The sequence below is a fragment of the Nocardioides hungaricus genome (assembly GCF_054782915.1).
On sequence record NZ_BAAGRO010000009.1, the window covers coordinates 157,066 to 176,993 of the forward strand.

A 19,928-nucleotide genomic window follows, 5' to 3' on the forward strand; every position below is an offset into this window, starting at 1 on the left:
ATCAGTGAACGCCGCGACGTTCACTGATCGCGATGTGCTTGTACTCGATGAAGTCCTCGAGAGCGGCGAGTCCGTTGAGCCGTCCCAGCCCGCTCTGCTTGTAGCCGCCCTCCTCGAACTCGTCGTGGACGACCGCCCAGTCGTTGACCCAGACCGTCCCCGCCTCGAGCCGCCGGGCGACCCGGAGGGGCTGGTCCACGTCTCCTGTCCAGATGCTGGCAGCCAGTCCGTAGTCGGAGTCGTTCGCAAGGTCGATCGCCTCGTCCTCGGTGCCGAAGGTCTGCAGTGTCAGCACGGGTCCGAAGGTCTCCCGCTGGAGGATCGAGGCCGACTGGTCGGCGACCTCGAGCAGCACCGGTCGGTAGAAGGCACCATCGCCGAGCTCCGGGCCCTCCGGCCGTCCTCCGCGCACGAGGACAACCGCCCCGTCGGCGATCGCCTGCTCGACCACGCGATCGACTCGCTCGACGCTGTCCCGGTCGATCAGCGGACCCATGTCACTCATGGCGTCGTTCGCCGGCCCGACCCGGACGGCACGGAAGCTGGCGACCAGGAGCTGACGCAGTTCCTCTGCACGCGAACAGTGCACGAGCAGACGCGACCCGGCCATGCAGAACTGGCCGGCGAAGACAGTGACCGCCTTGGTGAGGACGGGCGCGGCTGCCGCCAGGTCTGCGGTCTCGAAGACGATCATGGGGCTCTTGCCGCCGAGTTCGAGGCTGCATCGCTTCAGGTGGCGTGCGCCCGCCTCAGCGATTCGGCGGCCGGTGTCGGTTGATCCGGTGAAGCTGATCACCGGGACGTGCGGCGACTCCACGATCGTCGCGCCACTGTCGGCACCGGCGTTCACGGCGTTGAGAACGCCGGCCGGCAGGCCGTCGGCCCGGCTGAGGATCCTCATGAACAGCGAGTTCACGAGAGCGGTCTCCTCGGGGAGCTTGACGACCGCCGTCGTGCCCGCGGCGAGTGCCGGCCCGAGCGAGCGGACCGCGAGGATGAGGGGCGAGTTGAACGGCACGATGACTCCGGCGACACCCACGGGCTCCCGCAGCACCAGAGAGGTGCGACCGCTCCCCATATCGGCCGCCCGGCCATGCTCGGTGAGCGCCATCGCGGCCCACCACCGCAGCTTGGGCGCGACCATGCCGATCTCGAAGGTGGCCTCGGGGAGAATCTTGCCGTTGTTGAGGGCCAGGAGCTCGATCAGCTCGTCCCGATGAGCCTCGACGAGGTCTGCCATCGAGCTGAGCACGCGGTGTCGTAGTCGCCGGTCCTCGCGCCACGAGGTCTCTGCGAAGGCGCGTCGCGCCGCTGAGATCGCCCGCTCTGTGAGTGCACGGTCAGCCCACGCGTACGACCCGATGATCCGGCCGGTCGCGGGATCCACGCACGGGCGATGATCGCCGGTGTCGATCCACTCGCCGTCGACCAGATTCAGGGCGACCGCGCTTCGAGCCTCGTCGCTCACGCTGAGCCCGGGAGAGATGGTGGTCATGGGTCGTGCTCCGTCCTGGTGGTGAGTGGTCAGCCCTGCATGAGCAGGACAGGTTTGATGGCTGCCCCGTCCGCCATGTCGCGGACCGCCTGCTCGATGTCGGAAAACTCGTAGTGGGTGATCAGGCGCTCGAGGGGGAGGCAGCCCGTCTCGTGCAGATCGATGAGGCGCGGCAAGAACTCGCGAGGATTGCTGTCGCCCTGGATGACTCCTCGAACGGTGCGGCCGTTGAGGAGGGTGTTCATGTCCAGGCTGACTCTCGTCCCGGTCGGTGCGCCGCCGACGAGTGCGACGGTTCCGGTCATGGCTGTCGCCTGCAGCGCGTCGGAGAGGACGTCGGGCTGCGCGGTGGTGTCGACGATGTAGTCGAGGCCGCCGTCGGCGAGCGTCTTGAGCTGGTCGACGAGTTCTCCGCTCGTCGAATCGACGACGTCGGTCGCTCCCAGTTGCCGGGCGATGTCGAGTCGCGGGGGACGGCGGTCCACGGCGACGATGCTTTCGGCACCGGCGACGACCGCGGCCATGACGGCAGACAGCCCGACGCTGCCGACGCCGAGCACCCCGACGCTGGAACCGGGTCGTACCCGGAGCGCGTTGAGCACGGTTCCGGCGCCGGTCTGCACGCCGCAACCCAGGGGGGCCAGGGTCGTGAGGTCGGCGGTCGGCGCGACCCGAACGGCACTCCGCGCCGGAGCGACGGCGTGGGTGGCGAACGACGACTGCTGGAAGATGTGGCCATGGAGGACCGGTGTCGTCGCTTCGCCGCGAAAGCGCAGCGCATTCGTCCCGTCGAGCCGCGATCCGCCGAACGACAGTGCGAACCCGTCGCGGCAGTAGGGCCGGTTCCCGGCCCGGCACGAGGGACAGGCGCCGCAGAACGGGTAGGAGAGCAGGACCTGGTCGCCCACCGCCAGGTCATCGACCGCGGCCCCCACCTCTTCCACGACGCCAGCTCCCTCGTGGCCGGCGACCACCGGGAGCGGGACGGGGTACTCCTGGCCCCGGATGTGGAGGTCGGTGGCGCACACACCGCAGGCAACTATCCGCACGAGCACCTCGTCGGGCCGGGGAGCGGCGAGATCGATGATCTCGGGAACGAAGGGCCCGCCTCGGGTGCGCACGACGGCGGCGGTGACCTGCACTGTCCGGTGTCCTCCTTGGTCTAGGCACGGAGCAGCGCGACCCTATGCGGGCGCGATTCCGTCCGACAACGTTTGCGAACTACTCAGTGGCAGGGTGATCGCTACTGGATCTGCCGGGAGATCGTCAGCGCCGCAGTGCGCACAGCCGGGCCGAGATGGTCGATCCGGCTCGTCGAGTGGGCAACGATCCCGATGGCGCCGCGGAGCACTCCGCCCGGAGCCAGGATCGGGGCGGCCACCGATACCGCGCCGATACTCATCTCCTCCTGCGAGAGCGCGATACCGGTCCGGCGTACCTCGCGGAGCTCGTTGATCAGACGTCCCGGCTGGGTGATCGTGAAGCCGGTCCGACGTTGGAGGCCAGCGTCGACGAGCTCGACGACGAGCTGGCGCGGGGAGTGGGCGAGGAGGCACTTCCCAACCGCAGTGGCATGGAGGGGCAACCGTCCGCCCACCTGCGTGAGGTTCGTGACCGCCGTAGCGGCCGACGCCTTGTCGACACAGAGTGCCTCACGTCCATCGAGGACCACGAGCTGCGCGGTCTCGCCGGTCGCGGTGCGGAGGTCGTGCAGGAGCGGGGCGGCCGCCTCGCGGAGACCCCGCTGCTGTGGCGCCAGCACGCCGATCTGCCACAGCCGTAGCCCGATCCGGTACCGGTTGTCGACGAGCCGTTCCAACGCACCCCAGTCAACGAGCTCCGTGATCAACCGTCGGGTAGTGCTCAGGGGCAGCTCCGAGCGGTCGGAGATCTGCGTGAGGCTCAGCTCCGTGTGGGACAGGTTGAAGCAGTCCAGGACCGCGAAGATCCTGCTGGCAACCGAAGCGCCAGGGGTACTCACATTTCCAGCCACGGCCGTCCCTTCTGCGGGTGAGAGCCGAACCATAGCGACTGCCACTGAACGGCAGCGGAGTCTTGGAGATCCCCGGATGCGCTTTCTAGCGTGCCGGTACGCCGGACAGACCGGCGCCGGCATCCGCACGGGTGCTGCTGTCGCGGCGCGGAAGACGACGATGACCACCAGTGACGAAGCATCTGACCTCATCCTCGAGTCAGCCCGGCCGCCAGCTGCGCGTGAGCAGGACGCCGTACGGGCGATCCGGCAGGCGGTGGAGAACTGGGCGGTCTGGCGCGACGCGGGGGACTGGGCCCGGTTCACCACGCTGTGGCGGGCGGACGGTCATATGACGGCCACCTGGTTCCAGGGCAGTGCCACGGACTTCATCCGGGTCAGCCGCCGCGGTTTCGAGGACGGCGTCCGGATCCTGCACTTCCTGGGCGGCACGGCCGTCGACGTCAGCGGCACTCGGGGTATCGCCCAGACCAAGATGACCATCAGCCAGCGTGCCAGTGTCCACGGCGTCCAGGTCGATGTCGTCTGCACCGGACGCTTCTACGACTTCTTCGCGCGCGAGGGCGATCGGTGGCTGCTGGTCCGGCGTCAGCCGATCTACGAGAAGGACAGGATGGACGCCGTCGATCCGGCCAGCACGGTCGAGCTGGACGAGGAGAGGCTTGCCGCGTTCCCCGAGGGCTACCGGCACCTGGCCTATCTTCAGCAGGAGGCGGGATTCACCGTGAAGCAAGGCCTTCCCGGCCTGACCGGTGCTGCCGTCGAGGGTCTGTACGCCGAAGGCTCGGCCTGGCTCGCGGGCTCAGTGGCTCCGGGCTCGCCGCGATGAGCCCGGTGCGAGCCTTCGCCTGCGACTTGCCGCCGAGCCGGGTGCGCTTCGGGCGTGGCGACGCTACGGAGCATGTCGTAGCCGAGCTGGCGATCCTCGACGCTGCGCGGGTCCTGATCGTCGCTGGACAGCGTCACGCCGAGCTCGCCGCGCGCCTGACCGGTCCGTCGTCGGAGCGTGTGGTCGACGTCTTCACCGAGGTTGAGCCCCACGTCCCCGAGCGTGTGGCCAGGGCCGCCCGCGAGCGGGCGGTGCACTGTCGCGCCGACTCGCTGCTGAGCGTCGGAGGCGGCTCGGCGACGGGGACCGCGAAGGCGGTCGCGCTGACCGAGGGATTGCCGATCGTCGCCGTGCCGACGACGTACGCCGGCTCCGAGATGACGCCCGTGTGGGGGATCACCTCGGAGGGGCAGAAGGTCACCGGACACGCAGATCACGTGCGGCCGCGGGTGGTCGTGTACGACCCCGAGCTCGTCCAGGGGCTTCCCGGGACCCTCGCGGTCGCGTCGGCGCTGAACGCGCTGGCCCACAGCGTCGAGTCGCTCTGGGCACCGGGGACCAATCCCGTGGTCGCACTCCTGGCCCTCGAGGGCGCTCGCGTCCTCGGCGAGGGCCTGCGGGCGTTGGACGAGGGCCGCTCCGATGCCCCCGACCGGCTGCTCTACGGCTGCTTCCTGGCCGGTGCGTCGTTCGCGGTGGCCGGGTCGGGCCTCCATCACAAGATCTGCCACGCGCTCGGTGGCACGTTCGGACTGCCGCACGCGGAGACTCACGCCGTGGTGCTGCCGCACGTGCTCGCCTTCAATGCTCCTGCCCTCCCGGACGTGATGGCACCGCTGGGCTCCGCTCTCGGTGTCGTCGACCCGATCGCGGGGCTCTTGACCGTCCGGGACCGGGCATCGATGCCGACGTCGCTCAGTGAGCTGGGACTCGGCTCCCATGATCTGGAACGCGCCGTGGAAGCCACGGCAGCGCTCTTGCCGATCGCCAACCCGCGCCCGGTGGACGAGAAGGACCTCCGCGCGATCCTGGCCGGTGCAATGACGGGATCGGTGGGATGAGTGCGATCGGATGAGGCGCAGTTGCAGAGCGGGCGCGAGCGGGAGCTGGTGGATCGGGTGGTGGCGAGCTTCGACGGCGCGGCCGACCCACGCTTCCGGGAACTGATGCAGAGCGTCGTCCGGCACCTTCATGCATTCGTCCGCGACGTCCGGCTCACCGAGCAGGAGTGGGCGTCGGCGATCGGGTTCCTCACCGACACCGGGCAGATCTGCTCTGGAACCCGCCAGGAGTTCATCCTTCTCTCCGACGTCCTCGGCCTATCCATGCAGGTCGTCGGCGTCAACGCGCCGGCTCCGGCGGGCGCGACCGAGTCGACTGTCTTCGGTCCATTCTTCGTCCAGGGAAGTCCGGAGATCGCCCAGGGCGGCAACATCGCGGTCGGCGTCGGCGGTCCGAGGTGTCACGTCACCGGTCGGGTCGTCGACCTGGCGGGGCAGCCTGTGCCGGGCGCACGGGTCGAGATCTGGGAGGCCGACGACGACGGCTTCTACGACGTCCAGTACGACGGTTCGACTCTGCGGGGTCGCGGCCACCTCTTCACCGACGCACTAGGGCGGTACGACGTGTGGGCGGTCCTTCCGGCGGCGTACCCCATCCCGGACGACGGACCGGTCGGCCGCCTGCTCTCCGCCGCGGGACGATCGCCGATGCGTCCGGCTCATATCCACTTCCTCGTGAGCGCGGCCGGCTATCGCACGTTGATCACGCACGTGTTCGTATCGGCGAGCGAGCACCTCGACTCCGATGCCGTCTTCGGTGTGAAGGAGACGCTATTGGTCGAGTTCATCGAGCACCCTCCTGGCGCGGGGCCGGGCGGACACGAGCTCGACGAGGTCTGGTACTCGGCTCGGTTCGACATCGTGCTCGCGCCATCGGGCGGTGGGACCGAACGGTGAGGACGGGAATCCGTGGTGGTGTAGGCCTAGGCAGGAGCTTCAGTGGAAGGAGACGATCGCATGGTGGATCCGACCGAAGGAAGGGCGGACCGGCTGGCCGCCCTGAAGGCGCTGGAGCTCGACCCGACGCAACCCTTCACCTTCACATCGCAGATAACGGTGAAGATGGAGCACATCGACGCCTTCAAGACGGCACTGGTCGCGAACACCCGCATAGCGGCGCGCCAGCCGGCCTGCCACTTCATCTATGCGAACCAGTCGGCGGCCGATCCGAGGGTCTTCTTGATGTTCGAGCGCTGGAGCAGCCTGGAGGAGTTCGAGGTCCAGGAGACGTTGCAGCCGTGGTTCGCCGCGTACATTGCGGCGACCGACCCGTTCCATGCGGCGCCCAAGATCGTCACAGCGTGGCTGGACCTGCCCTACCGGGAGGACCGCGGCTGACGGGTGCGCGTACAGCGGAGAGTCGAGCATGACGGGGCGGCCCGTCCTGGATGGGGTGACCGTGGTGAGCATCGAGCACGCGGTCGCGCTACCTTTTGCGACCCGCCAGTTGGCTGACCTCGGTGCCCGGGTGATCAAGATCGAGCGACCGGAGGTCGGCGACTTCGCCCGATCCTACGATCGGACGATCCAGGGTCAGTCGAGCTACTTCGTCTGGCTGAATCGCGGCAAGGAGTCCGTCGAGCTCGATCTCAAGGTTCCCGCGGACCTGCGACTGTTCGAGTCGATGGTGCGACGAGCCGACGTCGTCGCGCAGAACCTCGCCCCGGGCGCGGCAGATCGCCTCGGGCTGGGCGCCAGCGCCCTGCGCCGGCTCAATGAGCGAGTGGTGACGTGCTCGATCACGGGGTATGGCTCCGGAGGCTCGTACTCCGGACGCAAGGCCTACGACTTGCTGATTCAGTGCGAGACCGGCCTCGTCGCATCGACAGGGAGCGAGGCGGGGATGGCCAAGGTGGGGATCTCGGTGGCCGACATCGCCACGGGGATGTACGCGTACTCCGGCATCCTGACCGCGCTGCTGCGGCGGGCCTTGGGCGGACCGGGCTCGGATGTTCAGGTGTCGATGCTCGAGGCCATGGGGGAGTGGATGACCCAGCCTCTTTATCACTCCGGGCTCGGGACCGGGGAACTCCGGCGGACCGGCCTGCACCACGCGACCATCGCGCCTTACGGACCGTTCGGCCTCGCCGACGGGTCGACGATCTTCCTCGCCGTCCAGAGCGATCCTGAGTGGTACCGGTTGTGCCGGCAGGTGCTGTGCGATGACGACCTGGCCGCCGATCCCCGCTTCGCCACCAACCCTGATCGGGTAGAGCACTTGGAGGTGCTGGCGAGCATGATCGCCTCTCGGATCTGTGCACTGCCCGCGCATGAGGTTCGAGTCTCGCTCGATGCTGCAGGGATCGCCAACGCAGTTCTCCGGACGCCTCGTGAACTCGCCGATCACGAGCAGCTCCGAGCCCGCGACCGATGGAGGTACGTCGATACCCCGGGTGGGCCCGTTCGCGCACTTCTTCCTCCGGCCGACCTCGCCGGCATCGAGCCGGTGATGGGTGACGTTCCCGCGCTCGGGGCGCACACCGAGCGCATCCGTGCGGAGTTCGCATCCGGCTGAGCGTCGGAGCGTGAGGAGGTGCCTGGTCATCGACTGGCGGTGACCGTCACGGAGGAGAGGGGGACGATCGGGTACATCGGTGGCTCCTGGTCGGGGGTCAGTGCAGTGGGTCCGTAGATCCAGTCGGTGTAGGTGTAGTCGTAGGTGTCGCGGGCGCGGAGGAGGGTGTTGCGTTGCGCGCGCATGTCGGCGCAATTGCGCTGTTGTGGCAGTGGTTGCCCCGGCACTGCTGTCACCTCGGCGCAATTGCGCTGCTACGACAGGTGCCTGCCGCGCTCCGACCGCCGTCCAGCGCAGATCGTCAGGGGCAGATCGTCAGGGGCAGCCGCTCGGATGACCCGGGCCGTGCATCGGGTTATCGGAGCAGGACGACCAGCCCCGCGGCGCCGCACGCCCACAAGACGGAAGCGAACGTGCCGATGATGAAGCGCTCGGCGGCGCCGGTGCGGACGCCGTCCTCGGCGGCGCGGAGCTCGGGGTAGCGGCCGAGGCCCTTGAGGGCGAGGACGACGATGAGGCCGCCGGGCCAGCCGGCGACCAGCGTGGCGAAGGCGGCGAGGCGCTCGAGGGCGCCGATCCAGGTGCCGCCGCGGAGGACGTGGCCGGCCTGCTCGAGGGACTCGGCCGGCGGCTCGCGGCGGTCGACCAGGTCGAAGACGAGTGAGGTGACCGGTCCGCCGCCGGCGACGGCGAGCAGGCCGCCGAGGGCGACGGTGAGGATCTGCTGCCCGTCGCCGGTGGCGACCTCCGGGCCGACCGTGGCGGCGACCGCACCGGCGGCGAGGAGGAGGGCGAGGGAGGCGGGCGCCCAGATCCGGCGGGCCAGCGGCGAGGACCAGGCCACGCCGGCCGCGAGGACACCGAGCGCCATCAGGGCCATGGCGAGGAGGGTGCGGTCGGACGGGCTCATGATGACGGTTCCTTCCCGAGCAGGCAGGCGGTGAGGTCGGTGACGAGCTCGCGGGCGCGGCGGGACTCGACGATCCCGGCGGCCGCGGCGCGCTGGCTGACGGCGGAGGGGGAGATGCCCAGGCGACGGGCGACCTCGTCGTACGACCGCCCTTCGGCGGCCAGGTCGGCGACCTCCCAGCCCCGAGAGGTACGGCGGGCGAGGACCGCCGCCCAGAGCCAGAGCGTCGTCTCGAGCCGGCGCGCCCAGGGGGAGTCGCCGACCACGCGGAGGTGCCAGGGGGAGCTCTTCGCGGCGGTCACCGCCTCGCGCGCGGCCAGGTAGGCAGGCCCTCGGCCCGAGCGTGCGGAGGCGGGCAGCGGCGACTCGACGTCACCCACGCCGATGCCGACATGCCAGGCGTCCTCGCGCAGCAGCAGCTCGACCGCGGACGGCAGCGCGGCGGGGTCGTCGAGCACCCCCTGGATCTCGTCGCCCACGGTCTGCTCGAACGGCCGCAGCGTCGGCACGGACGACAGCAGGGACGACACGGCGGGCACCCGGTCCGAGGACGTGCGGCTGCCGCGCTGGTCCACGGTGAGCACGAGCACGGCCATGACGAGAGGCTAGTTCAGGGAATAACCTAATGCAAGGTTACTTCAGGGAATCATCTTCAGCGACGGCCGATGATGCCGACCACCGGCGGGGCCTTCTGGTCCACGACCGACACCCGGAAGCCGCCGTCGGCGAGCACGGCCGAGGCCTTCTTCACCATGTTCGGCACCAGTTCGGGGCGGGTGGCCTCGTAGAAGAGGTAGATCGCGCCGCCCGGCACCACCCGCTCGTGCAGCAGCGCGACCTCGTCGCGGCACGCGCGCACCCAGAACAGGTTCACGTTGAACGCGAACACCTTGTTCAGCCGCTTCACCGGCACCCGCAGCGTGGCCAGGTCGATCTGGCGCACGGTCAGCCGGCCGGACTCGAGGAACCGGGCGCAGCGGCGCTTGGTCCGGTCGACGCCGGACTCGGAGCGGTCGATGGCGAACAGCTTGCCGGTCTCGAGCCGCCCGCAGATCAGCTCCGCGCCGGCGCCGGGGCCACAGCCGATCTCGAGCACGTGGTCGTTCGGCTGGACGTCCATCACGTCCACCGCCCACCGGATCCGCGGCGGGATGGTCTGCAGCGCCATGGCCCTAGCGTGCCAGATGGAGCGTGCCGGATAGGTTGGCCACCGTGAGTCAGTTGCGAGTGGGCGTCCTCGGCGCACGGGGCAAGGTCGGGTCCGAGGTGTGCCGCGCGGTCGCGGCCGCCGACGACATGGAGCTCGTCGCCGAGGTCGACGCCGACGACGACATCGCCGCGCTGGTGGCCGCCGGAGCCCAGGCGGTCGTCGACTTCACCCATCCCGACGTGGTCATGGACAACCTGGAGTTCTGCATCGACCACGGCATCCACGCCGTCGTCGGTACGACGGGCTTCGACGAGTCGCGCCTCGCCACCCTGCGCGGCTGGCTGGAGAGCGCGTCCGGCACCGGCGTCCTCATCGCTCCCAACTTCTCCATCGGCGCGATCCTGATGATGCGGTTCGCCGCCGTCGCCGCGCCCTACTACGAGTCCGTCGAGGTCGTCGAGCTGCACCACCCGACCAAGGCCGACGCACCCTCCGGCACCGCCCGTCGTACGGCGGAGCTCATCGCCGCCGCCCGACGCGCGGCCGGCCTCGGGCCGGTGCCGGACGCGACGTCGACCGGCCTCGACGGTGCCCGCGGCGCCGACGTCGACGGCATCCGCGTGCACGGGCTGCGCATCCGCGGCCTGGTCGCCCACCAGGAGGTCATCCTCGGCGGCGTGGGGGAGACGCTCACGATCCGGCACGACTCGATGGACCGCGCGTCGTTCACCCCGGGCGTGCTCACCGGCCTGCGCGCCATCGCCGACCGCCCCGGCCTCACCGTCGGGCTGGAGCACCTCCTCGACCTGGGCTGATATCCGCATCGCCGGTGCCGCTGGCGCCACTTCGGGGGTCTCGACGACGCTCGCTGGTGCTTGCTGCTCGACCAACGAGCCTTACGGCTCGACGGTGACCTTGATGGCCTCGCCGTTCCTCACGATCGAGAACGCGTCGAGCACCCGCTCGAGCGGGATGTGCTCGGTGATCAGGTCCTTGACCGGCACCTGCCCGGTGGAGATGTACTCCAGCGCGCGCTTGTTGTGCTCGGGCGCGGAGCCGTTGGCGCCGTGGATGTGCAGCTGGCGGTAGTGCACGACGTTGGAGTCGCAGGTGATCGTGGGGTCGGTCTTCGGCAGGCCGCCGAAGAACGAGATCCGCCCGTTGCGGGCGGCCATCGCGATCGCCTGCTCCTGGGTCACGTTCGCCGCGGTCGCGGTGATGACGACGTCCGCGCCGCGTCCCCCGGTCAGCTCCATCACCCGCTGGACCACGTCGACCTCGGCGGCGTTGATGGTCTCCTCGGGCCCGACGGCGTCGGCGGACATCCTCAGCCGGTCGGCGTTCACGTCGACGAGGTACACCGGGCCGCAGTCGTGCACGCCGCGGGCGATCCGGATGTGCATGCAGCCGATGGGGCCGGCGCCGAAGACGACCACGGTGTCACCCGGCTCGATGCCGAGCAGCTCCTGGGCGTTGATGGCACAGGCGAACGGCTCGGCGGCCGACGCCTCGTCGTACCCCACGTTGTCGGGGATCCGGTTGAGCCCGTCGACCTTGAGCACCTGGCGCGGCACGATCATGAACTCGGCGAAGCCGCCGTCGTACTGGTAGCCGACCGAGGTCTGGTTCTGGCAGACCGCCATCCAGCCCTTGCGGCACTCGTGGCACTCGCCGCACGGGACGGCGGCGATGACCTGCGCGCGGTCGCCGACCTGCCAGTCGCTGCCGTACGTCGCGTTCACCTCGGCCCCGACCTCGACCACCTCGCCGGCGATCTCGTGGCCGATGGTGCGCGGCGGGGTCAGGTTCTGGTGGCCGTTGTGGAGGATCTTCACGTCCGTGCCGCAGGTGGAGCAGTTGCGCACCCGCAGCTTGATCTCGTCCGGGCCGCACACGGGCTCGGGGACGTCCTCGAGGCGGACGTCCTCGGGGGCGTAGAAGCGCAACGCCTTCATGCTGTCCTCTCTCTGGGGGGCTGGCGGAGTCGACTGGGTCGACGTACGCCGCGAGCGTACCGCATTCGTGTGGCGATCTTCCCGTTCATGTTGGTTTAGACCCTTGACGTCCACGAATCGAGCGGCATATAAACACAATCAAAGATCTTCGTGACCGCCAGGTGATGGCCAGATGACCGCCATCCGCCACCTGACGATCCGGTCGAGAGAAGGTGCCATGACCACCATGTCAGCCCCCGAGTCCTCCGCTCCGCAGCGGACGAGCATGCGGGTCCACGTCCAGCGAGTCGGGACGTTCCTGTCCAACATGATCATGCCGAACATCGCCGCGATCATCGCGTGGGGCCTGATCACGGCCTTCTTCATCCCGGACGGCTGGGTCCCCAACGAGAAGATCGCCACGATGGTCGGCCCGACCATCAACTACCTGCTGCCGATCCTCATCGCCTACACCGGCGGCCGGCTCGTCTACGACACTCGCGGGGGCGTGGTCGGGGCGATGTCGGTCATGGGCGTGATCATGGCGACCAGCGACCCGATCTTCATCGGCGAGGACGCCGGCTCGCCGATGTTCCTCGGCGCCATGATCATGGGCCCCTTCACCGCGCTCGTCATGAAGTACCTCGACGGCCTGTGGGCGCACAAGATCAAGCCCGGCTTCGAGATGCTGGTCAACAACTTCTCCGCAGGCATCTGGGCGGGCATCTCCGCCATCGCCGGCATGTTCCTGCTCGCTCCTGTGCTGCGGCAGGTGATCGCGTGGCTCGGTGACGCCGTCAACTTCCTCGTCGACCACGACCTGCTGCCGCTGACGTCGTTGTTCATCGAGCCGGCGAAGGTGCTCTTCCTCAACAACGCGATCAACCACGGCGTACTCACGCCGCTCGGCATCCAGCAGGCGACCGAGAACGGCAAGTCTGTGCTGTTTCTGCTCGAGGCGAACCCCGGTCCGGGCCTCGGCATCCTGATGGCCTACACGGTCTTCGGCCGCGGCATCGCCAAGGCATCGGCCCCGGGTGCCGCCGTGATCCAGTTCCTCGGCGGCATCCACGAGGTCTACTTCCCGTACGTGCTGATGAAGCCGAAGATGATCCTCGCCGCGATCGCGGGCGGCATGACCGGCGTCTTCCTCTTCACGCTCACCGACATCGGCCTGCGCGCGCCGGCGGCCCCGGGCTCGATCTTCGCGGTCTACGCGCAGACCCCCGGCGGCGACTTCGTCGGCGTCACGCTCGGCGTCTTCGGCGCGGCCCTCGTGTCCTTCCTGGTCGGCTCTCTCCTGCTCAAGATGGACAGGTCGGACGACGGCGGTGACCTGGCCGCCGCGACCGGCGCGATGGAGGAGATGAAGGGCAAGAGGTCCGTGGCCTCCTCGCTGGTCTCCGGCGCGGCCGGGCAGGGTGGCCCGATCCGCTCGATCGTCTTCGCCTGCGACGCGGGCATGGGCTCCTCGGCGATGGGCGCCTCGGTGCTGCACAAGAAGGTCCACGGCGCCGGCTACCCCGACGTCACGGTCGTGAACAAGGCGATCTCCAACCTGCGCGACGAGTTCGACCTGGTGGTCACCCACCAGGACCTCACCGAGCGGGCGCGCTCGAAGACGCCCTCCGCGGTGCACGTCTCGGTCGAGAACTTCATGGGCAGCCCGCGCTACGACGACATCGTCGAGCTGATCGAGGAGCGCAACGGCGCCGGGGCGGCACCCTCCGCCGCGGCGGAGCCGGAGGCCGGCGACACCGGCGGCCTGCTCGCGCCGGAGTCGATCGTGCTCGACGGCGGCACGGCGTCGCGCGACGAGGCCATCACCAGGGCGGGCGAGCTGCTGGTCGCGGCCGGAGCCGTCGACCCGGCGTACGTCGAGGCGATGCACGTGCGCGAGCAGTCGGTGTCGACGGCGATGGGCAACCTCCTCGCCATCCCGCACGGCACCAACGAGGCCAAGGCCGACGTGCGGCGGACGGCGCTGTCGTTCGCGCGCTACCCCGACGGCCTGGACTGGAACGGCCGCGAGGTGAGGTACGTCGTCGGCGTCGCCGCCCTCGGCAACGAGCACCTCAAGCTGATGGCGCGGCTGGCCGAGGTCTTCACCGACCCCGACCGGGTGCGGCTGCTGGAGCAGGCGAGCTCTCCGCTCGACGTGCTCGAGGTGCTCGGGGAGGTCCAGGTCAGCCGATGAGGCGGGCCGCTGCCGCCACCAGCGCGGCGCCGAACACCACGACCAGGAACGGCGCCCGCAGCAGGAGCAGCACGACAGCCGCGCCGAGCCCGAGTGCCCGGGCGTCGAGCACGATCGAGTGGCCCTGCGAGAGGACCTGCACCGCGACCAGTGCGGACAGCAGCGCGACCGGGATCAGGTCGGCGACCCGCTCGACCAGCGGTCTCTCGAGGATGCGTGGCGGCACCGACAGCCCGCCCAGCTTGAGCAGGTAGCAGCCGGCCGCGGCGACCAGCACCGCCGTCCACATCATCGGGATCGTCGGGATCACCGGGCCGGCTCCCTGGTCAGCGCGCCGGCGAGGAGGGCGACGCCCGCCGCAGCGAGCACGGGTACGCCGGCGGGCACGATCGGCACCACGCCGAGCGCGACCGCGGCGGCCGCCAGGGCGACCAGGCGATTGCTCCGGCGGTGCAGCCGCGGCCACAGCAGCGCCAGGAACGCGGCGCCCACGGCGGCGTCCAGGCCGTAGCGGCGGGGGTCGCCCAGGGCGTCGCCGGCGACGGCACCGGCCAGTGTGGCGGCGTTCCAGAGCACGAAGATCGAGACGCCGGTGACGAGGAACCCGAGGCGCGCGGCGGTGCGGTTCTCGCGGGTCACCGACATCGCGGTGGACTCGTCGATGAGCACGTGCGCGGCGAGCGCGCGCCGTACGCCGCGCCAGGCGAGCAGCGGCGCGAGCCGCAGGCCGTAGAGGGTGTTGCGGGTGCCGAGCAGCAGGGCCGTGGCGGCCCCGGCCAGCGGAGCGCCCCCGGCCGCGACCACGCCGACCAGCGCGAACTGGCTCGCGCCGGTGAAGACCAGCAGCGACAGGGCGCAGGTCTGCCAGACCGACAGGCCGGCCGCCACGGAGACCGCGCCGAAACTGACGCCGTACGCCCCGGTGGCGATGCCGACACCGAGGCTGTCGCGCACGATCGCGCGCCGCTCGCTGTCGGGGAGCGGCGCCTCGGTCACCCGGGAGAGATTAGCGCCGGCGTACTCTGACCGGCCGCGCCCGGTGGTGGAAGTCGTGCAGCAGCACGTAGTCGAGCATCAGGCCGGCGAGGAGTCCCCAGCCGATGCCGGCGGCGATGCCCGCGGTGGTGCCGGTCACGGTGACCAGCCACATCCCGGAGAGCATCCCGACCGCGAGTGCGATGGCGATGACGAGGAGCCGGTGGAGCTTCGGCAGCGGACCGAACACGAGATCCATCCTGACCCTCGATCCCGGGAAATCAAGGGGCAGGGGCTAGGAAATGGAGCAGTGCAGTCGGACCTGCTTGACCAGGGTCGTCCCGGTGCCGTCGAGGTCGAGCTCGCGGTGCGCCTGGTCGGGCGCCCAGCCGGCGCTCGCGAGGAAGCCGCGCAGCGCGTCGTCGGAGGCGATCGCCCACAGCACGGCCCGGCTGAACCGGTCCGCCTGCATGGTGTCGACGGCCGCCTGGAGCAGCCGGGAGCCGTGGCCGAGGCCGCGCCTGTCGGGGTCGACGGTGAGCTCGGCGAGCTCGGCGTCGGCGACCGGGTCGCAGTCCGGGTCGGACGCGGGGGAGGTGATCGCGAAGCCGACGACGGTGTTGCGCTCGAGCGCGACGAGCACCCGGTTGCGGGCGTCGCGGGGCTTCGCGAGCGACGCGTGCCAGGCGGCGGCAGCAGCCTCGACGTCGGCCGGCAGCGCCTCGGGGGGTACGACGCCGGCGTACGTCTCCGGCCACGTGCGCAGCTGCACCTCGGCGATGGCGCGGGCGTCGTCGGCCCAGGCGATGCGCACCGACACGTCACTCATGACTTCATCTTGTCAGTAGGCTCGCGGGCATGGAGATTCGCAACCTCGGCAGCAGCGGCCTCAAGATCTCGGCGATCGCGTACGGCAACTGGCTCACGCACGGCTCCCAGGTCGAGGAGGAGTCGGCCATCGCGTGCGTGCGGCAGGCGCTGGAGGAGGGCATCACGACCTTCGACACCGCCGACGTCTACGCGAACACCCGCGCCGAGTCCGTCCTCGGACGCGCGCTCGAGGGCGAGCGCCGGGAGGGCCTGGAGATCTTCACCAAGGTCTACTGGCCGACCGGGCCGGGCGCGCACAACGACCACGGCCTGTCGCGCAAGCACATCATGGAGTCGATCGACGGCTCGCTGAGGCGACTCGGCACCGACTACGTCGACCTCTACCAGGCGCACCGGTACGACGACGAGACGCCGCTCGAGGAGACCGTGGAGGCCTTCGCCGACGTGGTCCGCCAGGGAAAGGCGCTCTACATCGGCGTCTCGGAGTGGCGCGCCCACCAGATCCGCGCGGCGCACGCGCTGGCCCGCGAGCTGCGGATCCCGCTGGTCTCGAACCAGCCGCAGTACAACCTGCTCTGGCGGGTCATCGAGACCGAGGTGGTCCCGGCCTGCGAGGAGCTCGGCATCGGGCAGATCGTGTTCTCGCCGATCGCCCAGGGCGTGCTCACCGGCAAGTACGTCGCCGGTCAGGCGCCGCCCGAGGGCTCGCGCGCCACCGACGACAAGGGCGGCGCGACGATGATCGGCCGCTGGATGCGCGACGAGGTCCTCGAGCGGGTGCAGCAGCTCCAGCCGATCGCCGCCGAGGCCGGGCTGACCATGGCGCAGCTCGCGGTCGCGTGGGTGCTCCAGAACCCGAACGTCTCCGCCGCCATCGTCGGCGCCAGCCGGCCCGAGCAGGTCACGGACAACGCCCGCGCCGCCGGCGTACGACTGGACGAGGCGACGCTGAAGGCGATCGACGAGGCGGTCGGGCCGTTGGTCGAGCGCGACCCCGAGAAGACGCAGTCGGTCCGCCGTGCGGACCTCACGGCCCGCTAGCGGTAGTCCTCCGGCAGCTGCTGGCCGATCCGGACCTGCGGCTTGGGCAGCCGCATGAACTTCATCTGCAGCGCCCGGGTGAGGGCGTAGTAGGTCACGCCCTTGGCCGCGGCGTCCGGGAAGCGGCGGAAGTACTCGCGGCGCACCCGCCAGCGCAGGAGGACCATGTCCAGGACCACCAGCAGCACGGTCACCATGAGGACCGTGTTGCCGATCCGGGCCAGACCGTCGTTGCCGGAGTAGCCGAGGACCATGGTGACCAGCAGCAGCGGGATCACCAGCTCGACGAGGGAGAAGCGCGAGTCGACGAAGTCGCGGATGAACCGGCGCTCCGGGCCGCGGTCGCGGGCCGGGTAGTAGCGCTCGTCGCCGTCCTTCATCGCCTGCCGGACCGTGCGGCTGGAATCCGCGCGGGTCGCGCGCTGCGCCCGGGCCTGCTCCTTGCGGGTCCGCGGCGTCCTCGCCCGGGCCTTGGCGGCGGCCTCCGCCTCCTTGCGGGTCGGCGTGGGCCGGCCCTTGCCGCCGGCCTTGGTCGGCGTCGCTTCGGGGGCGGATGCTGCGGACTTGCTGCGACCAAACAACGTGGGTGCCTCACGGACGTACGACGGGAACGGCTCCAGACTACCTGTGGGGGTCGTCTACTACGCTGTCCGGCATGGGACTCTGGCAGCGCTTCACCCTGATCTTCAAGTCGAAGGCGAGCAAGGCGCTCGACCGCGCGGAGGACCCGCGCGAGACCCTCGACTACAGCTACCAGAAGCAGCAGGAGCTGCTCGCCAAGGTACGCCGGGGCGTGGCCGACGTCGCCACCAGCCGCAAGCGCGTCGAGCTGCAGATCAACCAGCTCGAGCAGCAGGGCGCCAAGCTCCAGGACCAGGCCCAGAGGGCGATCTCGGTGGGCCGCGAGGACCTCGCCCGCGAGGCGCTCACCCGCAAGTCCGGCCTCGCCACCCAGATCACCGACCTCAGGGCGCAGCACGCCCAGCTCCAGGCCGAGGAGGAGAAGCTGACGCTCGCGCAGCAGCGGCTCCAGGCCAAGGTCGAGTCGTTCCGCACGCGCAAGGAGACGATCAAGGCGACGTACACCGCCGCCGAGGCGCAGACCCGGATCAACGAGGCGATGTCGGGCATCGGCGACGAGCTCGGCGACGTCGGCCGGGCGATCCAGCGCGCCGAGGACAAGACCGCCCAGATGCAGGCGCGCGCCGGCGCCATCGACGAGCTGATCGCCTCCGGTGCGCTCGAGGACGTGACCGCCGGGCCGGGCGACGACATCAGCCGCGAGCTCGACGCGCTGAGCTCGCAGGCCGACGTCGAGGCCGAGCTCGCCGCCCTCAAGGCCGGGTCGGCCCCGCCGCCCCCGCAGGCGATCCAGCCTGCCGAGGCCGGCGAGGACATCCTCGATGCCGGGCCCGAGTCCGTCGAGCGGCCGGAGGGCAACCAGGCCTGAGTTGGTCCGCTCGGTGTTGGACGGATCGGTCAGAATCGACCCATGGCACGATCTCGATTCGTCGGCGACGCCGGGCTGACCGCCCGGATGACCACGGTCATCGTCCTGCTCGGAGCGCTCTTCGTCGGCATCATCGCGCTGCTGATCGCGATCCTCCCGATCGGCTGGGCGCCGTTCATCGCGGTCATCGGCCTCGGCGTGGTGTGGTTCCAGTGGTACAACTCCGACCGCGTCGCGATGAAGGCGATGCGCGCCCGCGAGGTCGGCCCGGAGCAGGCGCCCGAGCTGCACGAGATGATCAACCGGCTCTGCGCGCTCGCGGACATGCCGAAGCCGCGGGTCGGCATTGCCGACACCGACCTGCCGAACGCGTTCGCCACCGGACGGACCCCCAACCGCTCCGTGGTCGTGGTGACCACCGGCATCCTGCGCCGGCTCGATGCCGAGGAGCTGGAGGGCGTGCTCGCCCACGAGCTGTCCCACGTGGCGCATCGCGACGTGCTGGTGATGACCGTGGCGTCGTCCGCCGGCATCGTCGCGGCGATGCTCACCCGCGGGGCGCAGTACGGCGCGATCTTCGGTGGCGGCCGGCGCGACAACAACAACGGCCTGCCCGTGTGGCTCATCGTGCTGGTGGTCAGCCTGATCACGTATGCCGTCAGCTTCCTGCTGCTCAAGCTGCTCTCGCGCTACCGGGAGCTGTCGGCCGATCGCGCGGGCGCCTACCTCACCATGAAGCCGCAGGCGCTCGCCTCGGCGCTGCAGAAGATCACCGGCGACATCAACCAGATCCCCGACAAGGACCTGCGGCAGTCGCAGGCGATGAACGCGTTCTTCATCGCCCCGGCCGTCCGCGGGGTCTCGCTGCGCACGCTGACCTCGACCCATCCGACCCTCGAGCAGCGGCTCGAGCAGCTCGCGAGGATCCAGGCCGAGCTCAACCGGCCCGCCTGATGGGCCTCTGGGACGTCATCACCGGCCGGTCGCGACCGAAGCCGGCCAACCTGGAGGTGCTGTTCTCGGTGCCGAGCGCGGCGATCACGCTGCAGACCGAGCTCGGCCTGCAGCCGACCGGCGCCGGCTCGGTCTGCTACCGCGCCGCCGCGGGCGCGGCCTTCCAACAGACCCAGGACGACGTGGTCGCGCTGCTCGACGCCGGCCCGTCGGCGCCGCCGGTCGAGGTCACGCGGGACGAGTTCGGGTTCACCTGGCTGCTCAACCGGCACGACCCCGCCGACATCTCCGGGCTGGTCACCGACCTGCACGCGGTGAACTCCTCCCTGGAGGCGCAGGGCTTCGGGCCCGGCCTGCTGTGCTCGCTGGTGCCGTTCGCCGACGTGACCGGACGCAGGGTCGGGCTGGTCTACCTCTACAAGCAGGCGTCGTTCTACCCGTTCGCGCCGAAGCCGGGGGAGCGGCTGCGCGACAACCTGCTGGAGATCCAGGTGCGCGACGCGCTCGCCGGCGAGCTGCCCATCGAGCAGGACCTGAGCCGCTGGCTCGCCGTCTGGGGCGCCCCGGGTCTCCAGTAGCCGGGTCGTCCGCCT

At 70.3% G+C, this 19,928-nt stretch carries 24 protein-coding genes; 11 read left to right on the forward strand and 13 right to left on the reverse strand.

Features of this window, described 5'->3' with window-relative positions:
• Position 1: 1 nt before the first annotated feature.
• From ACYVKX_RS04505 to ACYVKX_RS04515, 3 genes are all read right to left on the reverse strand, one after another.
• Positions 2-1,495: an aldehyde dehydrogenase family protein gene (locus ACYVKX_RS04505; protein WP_460829412.1), complete on the reverse strand. Its 1,494-nt coding sequence runs from the start codon at positions 1,493-1,495 to the stop codon at positions 2-4.
• A 29-nt stretch (positions 1,496-1,524) separates the two neighbouring features.
• Positions 1,525-2,637: an NAD(P)-dependent alcohol dehydrogenase gene (locus ACYVKX_RS04510; RefSeq protein ID WP_460829414.1), complete on the reverse strand. Its 1,113-nt coding sequence runs from the start codon at positions 2,635-2,637 to the stop codon at positions 1,525-1,527.
• Between the two features lie 101 nt (positions 2,638-2,738).
• A complete protein-coding gene (locus tag ACYVKX_RS04515) occupies positions 2,739-3,476 on the reverse strand; it encodes an IclR family transcriptional regulator (RefSeq protein ID WP_460829415.1) in 738 nt (245 codons plus the stop codon).
• 172 nt (positions 3,477-3,648) lie between these two features.
• On the opposite strand from ACYVKX_RS04515, the gene ACYVKX_RS04520 reads away from it, so the two are divergent.
• From ACYVKX_RS04520 to ACYVKX_RS04540, 5 genes are read left to right on the forward strand one after another with little or no spacing between them, the layout of a single operon-like run.
• Complete coding sequence (locus ACYVKX_RS04520; protein ID WP_460829416.1) at positions 3,649-4,317, forward strand: nuclear transport factor 2 family protein; 669 nt, start codon at positions 3,649-3,651, stop codon at positions 4,315-4,317.
• Positions 4,314-5,378 (forward strand): maleylacetate reductase, encoded by a 1,065-nt coding sequence (locus ACYVKX_RS04525; protein ID WP_460829417.1) that lies wholly within the window; start codon positions 4,314-4,316, stop codon positions 5,376-5,378. Before ACYVKX_RS04520 ends, ACYVKX_RS04525 begins: the two co-directional genes overlap by 4 nt.
• 21 nt (positions 5,379-5,399) lie before the next feature.
• The gene (locus ACYVKX_RS04530; RefSeq protein WP_460829418.1) at positions 5,400-6,275 is read left to right on the forward strand and encodes a dioxygenase family protein; all 876 of its coding nucleotides are present in this window, start codon (positions 5,400-5,402) and stop codon (positions 6,273-6,275) included.
• A 60-nt stretch (positions 6,276-6,335) separates the two neighbouring features.
• Positions 6,336-6,716 carry a putative quinol monooxygenase gene (locus ACYVKX_RS04535; protein ID WP_460829419.1) on the forward strand — a complete coding sequence of 127 codons (381 nt, stop codon included), beginning with the start codon at positions 6,336-6,338 and terminating at the stop codon, positions 6,714-6,716.
• Between the two features lie 28 nt (positions 6,717-6,744).
• The gene (locus tag ACYVKX_RS04540) at positions 6,745-7,893 is read left to right on the forward strand and encodes a CaiB/BaiF CoA transferase family protein (RefSeq protein WP_460829455.1); all 1,149 of its coding nucleotides are present in this window, start codon (positions 6,745-6,747) and stop codon (positions 7,891-7,893) included.
• 26 nt (positions 7,894-7,919) lie between these two features.
• Here ACYVKX_RS04540 and ACYVKX_RS04545 read toward each other — a convergent pair whose 3' ends face one another.
• The 4 genes from ACYVKX_RS04545 to ACYVKX_RS04560 form a co-directional block, all read right to left on the reverse strand.
• Positions 7,920-8,078: a hypothetical protein gene (locus ACYVKX_RS04545; RefSeq protein WP_460829420.1), complete on the reverse strand. Its 159-nt coding sequence runs from the start codon at positions 8,076-8,078 to the stop codon at positions 7,920-7,922.
• A gap of 170 nt (positions 8,079-8,248) precedes the next feature.
• A complete protein-coding gene (locus tag ACYVKX_RS04550; RefSeq protein ID WP_460829421.1) occupies positions 8,249-8,803 on the reverse strand; it encodes a hypothetical protein in 555 nt (184 codons plus the stop codon).
• Positions 8,800-9,399 (reverse strand): transposase, encoded by a 600-nt coding sequence (locus ACYVKX_RS04555; protein WP_460829422.1) that lies wholly within the window; start codon positions 9,397-9,399, stop codon positions 8,800-8,802. The genes ACYVKX_RS04550 and ACYVKX_RS04555 overlap by 4 nt, the downstream gene beginning before the upstream one ends.
• A 56-nt stretch (positions 9,400-9,455) precedes the next feature.
• The gene (locus tag ACYVKX_RS04560) at positions 9,456-9,971 is read right to left on the reverse strand and encodes a class I SAM-dependent methyltransferase (RefSeq protein WP_460829424.1); all 516 of its coding nucleotides are present in this window, start codon (positions 9,969-9,971) and stop codon (positions 9,456-9,458) included.
• Between the two features lie 53 nt (positions 9,972-10,024).
• Between ACYVKX_RS04560 and dapB the strand changes: the two genes are divergently transcribed.
• Positions 10,025-10,768 (forward strand): 4-hydroxy-tetrahydrodipicolinate reductase, encoded by a 744-nt coding sequence (dapB, locus tag ACYVKX_RS04565; protein WP_460829457.1) that lies wholly within the window; start codon positions 10,025-10,027, stop codon positions 10,766-10,768.
• An 81-nt stretch (positions 10,769-10,849) separates the two neighbouring features.
• Here dapB and ACYVKX_RS04570 read toward each other — a convergent pair whose 3' ends face one another.
• Complete coding sequence (locus tag ACYVKX_RS04570) at positions 10,850-11,908, reverse strand: zinc-dependent dehydrogenase (protein ID WP_460829425.1); 1,059 nt, start codon at positions 11,906-11,908, stop codon at positions 10,850-10,852.
• Between the two features lie 217 nt (positions 11,909-12,125).
• On the opposite strand from ACYVKX_RS04570, the gene ACYVKX_RS04575 reads away from it, so the two are divergent.
• A complete protein-coding gene (locus ACYVKX_RS04575; RefSeq protein WP_460829426.1) occupies positions 12,126-14,084 on the forward strand; it encodes a PTS mannitol transporter subunit IICBA in 1,959 nt (652 codons plus the stop codon).
• Here ACYVKX_RS04575 and ACYVKX_RS04580 read toward each other — a convergent pair.
• The 4 genes from ACYVKX_RS04580 to ACYVKX_RS04595 are packed head-to-tail and all read right to left on the reverse strand — an operon-like array spanning position 14,074 to position 15,888.
• Positions 14,074-14,394 carry an AzlD domain-containing protein gene (locus tag ACYVKX_RS04580; RefSeq protein ID WP_460829427.1) on the reverse strand — a complete coding sequence of 107 codons (321 nt, stop codon included), beginning with the start codon at positions 14,392-14,394 and terminating at the stop codon, positions 14,074-14,076. The two genes, ACYVKX_RS04575 and ACYVKX_RS04580, sit on opposite strands and share 11 nt — an antisense overlap.
• Positions 14,391-15,080, reverse strand: coding sequence for an AzlC family ABC transporter permease (locus ACYVKX_RS04585; protein WP_460829428.1), 690 nt, complete (start codon positions 15,078-15,080; stop codon positions 14,391-14,393). Before ACYVKX_RS04585 ends, ACYVKX_RS04580 begins: the two co-directional genes overlap by 4 nt.
• Positions 15,081-15,090: 10 nt before the next feature.
• The gene (locus ACYVKX_RS04590) at positions 15,091-15,318 is read right to left on the reverse strand and encodes a hypothetical protein (RefSeq protein WP_460829429.1); all 228 of its coding nucleotides are present in this window, start codon (positions 15,316-15,318) and stop codon (positions 15,091-15,093) included.
• Positions 15,319-15,354: 36 nt separating this feature from the next.
• A complete protein-coding gene (locus ACYVKX_RS04595; RefSeq protein WP_460829431.1) occupies positions 15,355-15,888 on the reverse strand; it encodes a GNAT family N-acetyltransferase in 534 nt (177 codons plus the stop codon).
• Between the two features lie 29 nt (positions 15,889-15,917).
• Between ACYVKX_RS04595 and ACYVKX_RS04600 the strand changes: the two genes are divergently transcribed.
• Complete coding sequence (locus tag ACYVKX_RS04600) at positions 15,918-16,931, forward strand: aldo/keto reductase family protein (protein WP_460829433.1); 1,014 nt, start codon at positions 15,918-15,920, stop codon at positions 16,929-16,931.
• Here ACYVKX_RS04600 and ACYVKX_RS04605 read toward each other — a convergent pair.
• A complete protein-coding gene (locus tag ACYVKX_RS04605; protein WP_460829435.1) occupies positions 16,928-17,512 on the reverse strand; it encodes a DUF3043 domain-containing protein in 585 nt (194 codons plus the stop codon). The genes ACYVKX_RS04600 and ACYVKX_RS04605 overlap by 4 nt on opposite strands.
• 74 nt (positions 17,513-17,586) lie before the next feature.
• Here ACYVKX_RS04605 and ACYVKX_RS04610 point away from each other — a divergent pair, with 74 nt between their 5' ends.
• Genes ACYVKX_RS04610 through pspAB form a run of 3 tightly spaced genes read left to right on the forward strand, consistent with a single transcriptional unit; the run spans position 17,587 to position 19,913 of the window.
• Entirely contained in the window at positions 17,587-18,381 is a 795-nt protein-coding gene (locus ACYVKX_RS04610) for a PspA/IM30 family protein (RefSeq protein ID WP_460829436.1), read from the forward strand.
• Positions 18,382-18,423: 42 nt separating this feature from the next.
• Positions 18,424-19,335 (forward strand): zinc metalloprotease HtpX, encoded by a 912-nt coding sequence (gene htpX / locus ACYVKX_RS04615; RefSeq protein ID WP_460829437.1) that lies wholly within the window; start codon positions 18,424-18,426, stop codon positions 19,333-19,335.
• Positions 19,335-19,913 (forward strand): PspA-associated protein PspAB, encoded by a 579-nt coding sequence (gene pspAB / locus ACYVKX_RS04620; RefSeq protein WP_460829438.1) that lies wholly within the window; start codon positions 19,335-19,337, stop codon positions 19,911-19,913. The genes htpX and pspAB overlap by 1 nt, the downstream gene beginning before the upstream one ends.
• The last annotated feature ends 15 nt before the right edge of the window (positions 19,914-19,928 follow it).